At 38.9% G+C, this 3,222-nt stretch carries 3 protein-coding genes; 2 read left to right on the top strand and 1 reads right to left on the bottom strand.

The annotated features are described in order from the left end of the window. Nucleotides 1–77: 77 nt before the first annotated feature. Nucleotides 78–1,205, top strand: a complete 1,128-nt coding sequence (locus ACFWE9_RS26410) for a 2-methylaconitate cis-trans isomerase PrpF family protein (RefSeq protein ID WP_377359601.1) — start codon at nt 78–80, stop codon at nt 1,203–1,205. A 56-nt stretch (nt 1,206–1,261) separates the two neighbouring features. After that, the gene (locus ACFWE9_RS26405) at nt 1,262–1,408 is read left to right on the top strand and encodes a hypothetical protein (protein WP_377359600.1); all 147 of its coding nucleotides are present in this window, start codon (nt 1,262–1,264) and stop codon (nt 1,406–1,408) included. 155 nt (nt 1,409–1,563) lie between these two features. Here ACFWE9_RS26405 and tcuA read toward each other — a convergent pair whose 3' ends face one another. Then, nucleotides 1,564–3,075 (bottom strand): FAD-dependent tricarballylate dehydrogenase TcuA, encoded by a 1,512-nt coding sequence (tcuA, locus tag ACFWE9_RS26400; RefSeq protein WP_377359599.1) that lies wholly within the window; start codon nt 3,073–3,075, stop codon nt 1,564–1,566. Nucleotides 3,076–3,222: the final 147 nt, after the last annotated feature.

Raw genomic sequence — 3,222 nt, 5'->3', positions numbered from 1 at the left:
TATTAATGAACTTATCATACTATATTTTCAATGGAACCGGTAGTGCTATAAATTGGTTGAGAAAAGGTGGTTATACAATGAAAGTACCAGTAGTTGTAATGCGCGGCGGGACAAGTAAAGGTGTGTTCCTTAACTTTGAACATATGCCTTCGAATCGCTCACACTGGGAAGGTTTCTTACTTGACGTGATGGGCAGTCCGGATCGGAGACAGATTGATGGTCTTGGAGGAGCGAATTCATTGACAAGTAAAGCTGCGATTATCAAAAAATCGGATTCACCAGAATTCGATGTGGAATATACATTTGCGCAGATCAGCATCGATAATCAAATGGTTGATTTTAAAGGGAATTGTGGTAATATTTCATCTGCTGTAGGACCTTACGCAATTGAGCACGGATTAGTTCCGGCAAAAGAACCTGTTACAACGGTGAAAATTTTTAACACAAATACACAGAAATTGATTATTGCAGAAGTAGAGGTTGAAAATGGACAAGTGAAAACAGAAGGCAGCTGCTCAATTCCAGGCGTGCCTGGTAAAGGATCACCTATCTATCTTTCTTTTACTCGTGCTGAAGGAGCAGTTACAGGAAAACTATTCCCTACAGGAAATCCAATTGACATGATTAAAACGAAGGATCGACTGATTCAAGTTTCAATTATTGATGTTGCTAATCCACTTGTTTTTGTAAGGGCACAGGATATTTGTCTAAACGGAAGCGAATTGCCCACTGAATATTCACAGGAAAAATTAAATGAACTAGAAGAAATCCGGTCGATTGCAGCTGAAATGTGTCAATTTTCCGATAAGAAATTAGCAACTGTCCAATCTCCTGCTGTGCCTAAAATGACCCTAATTGCTCCTCCTATGGATTACGTAGATTTAAACGGATCGGAAAGAAAAGCGTCAGAGATGGATTTGATGATCAGAATGATGTCGATGCAAAAGCCCCATCAAGCTCTTGCTATTACAGGAGCAATCTGTGCAACTGCAGGAGCTTACTTACAGGAAACGATTTTATCGGATATGGTGGACATCAAACAGGAAATTTTTCGATTAGCCCACCCGGCGGGGATAATGGAAACAAAAGTTGATTTTTTGGCAGGACACATACGCGCTATTAAAGTGGTACGCACAGCGAGAATCATTTTAGAGGGATACGTGTACACGAAAAAAAATTACGAGCTTTCCTATCAATTAGCTTAATTTGAATTGATTTGCAAATTACGCAAAAAAATTATTTATCACTTAGAGGCTTTGCAATGTGGGTCATCAATGTCTTTTTAAAAGGAAATATTAAAATTTTTGAATTTGACACAGAAAAAGAAGCGAAAGAACTATTCAAAAATATGAAAGGCACTAAAATTCTTTCCGAAATAGTTTACTTCAATGATCCTTGTTTTGTATAAGTGAGTTTTAATCAATGCATAAAGACTTTTAATATTTGAAGTACACAAACAGCCAAGAACTTTTTTAAGCCTTGGCTGTTTTTTATTCCTCTATTTAATGTATCCCTAGAATTTTTGGACACATTCTTATCTAATTAACTATGCAAGGAAAAGACTCAATGATTATTGATTGCTTCAACTTTTTCTTGAATATAGTGGGCTGCGGATGAACCAGCTAATTTTCCAAAGACTGCTCCTGACATTAACCCGGATCCACCAGGATAGTTTTCATAAAAAATCCCCCCAATCATTTCACCAGCCGCAAAGAGACCTTTTATCGGTTGTTCTTCTTTGTTTAATACATGACCCGTAGCATCTACATGCAAACCACCGAACGAGAAGGTGATTCCGCACGTTACAGGGAAAGCATAGAATGGCCCTTGCTCAATTCGAAGTGCCCAGTTGGATTTAGGAGGGGTAATTCCTTTCGTTCCTTTGCCATCTTTCTCTGCCGGTCTATACTCGCCATCTTGTACGGCACTGTTATATTCTTCGATCGTTTTAAGGAATTGTGTTTGATTGACCGGCAGTAAACTAGCCAACTCTTCAAGTGTATCTGCTTTATAAATAGTCGCTTCTTCAAGGTCATATTCTTTACGCAACATCGGGCGTACCTGTGCATCATAAATTTGATATGCCACATGTCCAGGCTGTTTTAATACCTCACGGCCGTATTTGGCATAGGTGTAATTTCGCAAATCTGCTCCTTCATCAACAAAACGTTTCCCTTCCTTATTAAGCATGACACTGTACGGATAAGAATGCTTTTTAAAAATATCTCCCGGCTTCGTGAAGTCTCCAACTTTTGGCGCGTTATAATCTGTCCCAATCGAATGGCATCCAGACCACTGTCCAAATTTTTGAGCCCCGACTGCCATAGCCATGGAAATGCCGTCTCCTGTGTTGAATTCGGTTCCACGAACAATTGCCGCTTCCCATTCTTCACCAATATTTTCACATCTCATTTGCTTATTGGCTTCAAAGCCGCCACAAGCCAAAATCACACCGGATGTATGAACTGTTACCATTGTATGATCTTTCTCAACAACGACACCGGATATTGTCTTATTCTCTGATATAAGCTCCACAGCACGTGAATCGTACCAAACGTCAATGCCAATTTCTTCTGTCCGCGCAAAGAGCTGTCTCATTAAGCCAACGCCTTTATCTTCCGTTTTGATAGGCAGTCCTCCCCAGAAATTGCGCTTGCCATCTTGTACGAAAGATTGATTTTCATAATTCAATTCAAATTTTATTCCCTGATCACGCATCCACGCAATTGTTTCATAAGATTTAGTAACCAGCTGTTCTGCTAATTCAGGATTACTCTGTCCACCTGTTACTCGCATTAAATCATCTAAATAATCAGATTCAGTGTATTCAGGCATAACAATTAACTCGGCTTCTGCGTCTGTTAATTTAGGTATTACTTTTCTGATTGCGTCTAAATTATTGTAGGCTACACGTATGGCTCCATCTGTGAAGAAAGAGTTTCCTCCACGCTTTTCCAATGGTCCTCGTTCTAATACAAGAACTCTAGCACCTCCCTCTTTTGCTGAGATTGCGGCACATAAAGCTGCGTTTCCTGCCCCTACTACAACTACATCATAATTTTGTGTATTTGCCATTTTTACCCCTCCTGTTAAGTAGTGATAACTCTTCATGTAAATAATAAGTGAAAATAATGAATAAAAATAATATTGTTTTTTTATTCATTGCCATAGAAAAATTTTATGATAAAATGCAGTAAACGCTAACTAGAGTGAGTCTATTGC

Source organism: Peribacillus sp. NPDC060253 (assembly GCF_042727425.1).
Lineage (GTDB): Bacteria > Bacillota > Bacilli > Bacillales > DSM-1321 > Peribacillus.
This window is presented reverse-complemented; position numbering and strand designations above follow the sequence as displayed.

What these genes read in the sequence shown, in the direction of transcription:
- tcuA (WP_377359599.1), bottom strand. Translation starts at nt 3,075, where the DNA reads ATGGCAAATACACAAAATTATGATGTAGTTGTAGTAGGGGCAGGAAAC.
- ACFWE9_RS26410 (WP_377359601.1), top strand. Translation starts at nt 78, where the DNA reads ATGAAAGTACCAGTAGTTGTAATGCGCGGCGGGACAAGTAAAGGTGTG.
- ACFWE9_RS26405 (WP_377359600.1), top strand. Translation starts at nt 1,262, where the DNA reads ATGTGGGTCATCAATGTCTTTTTAAAAGGAAATATTAAAATTTTTGAA.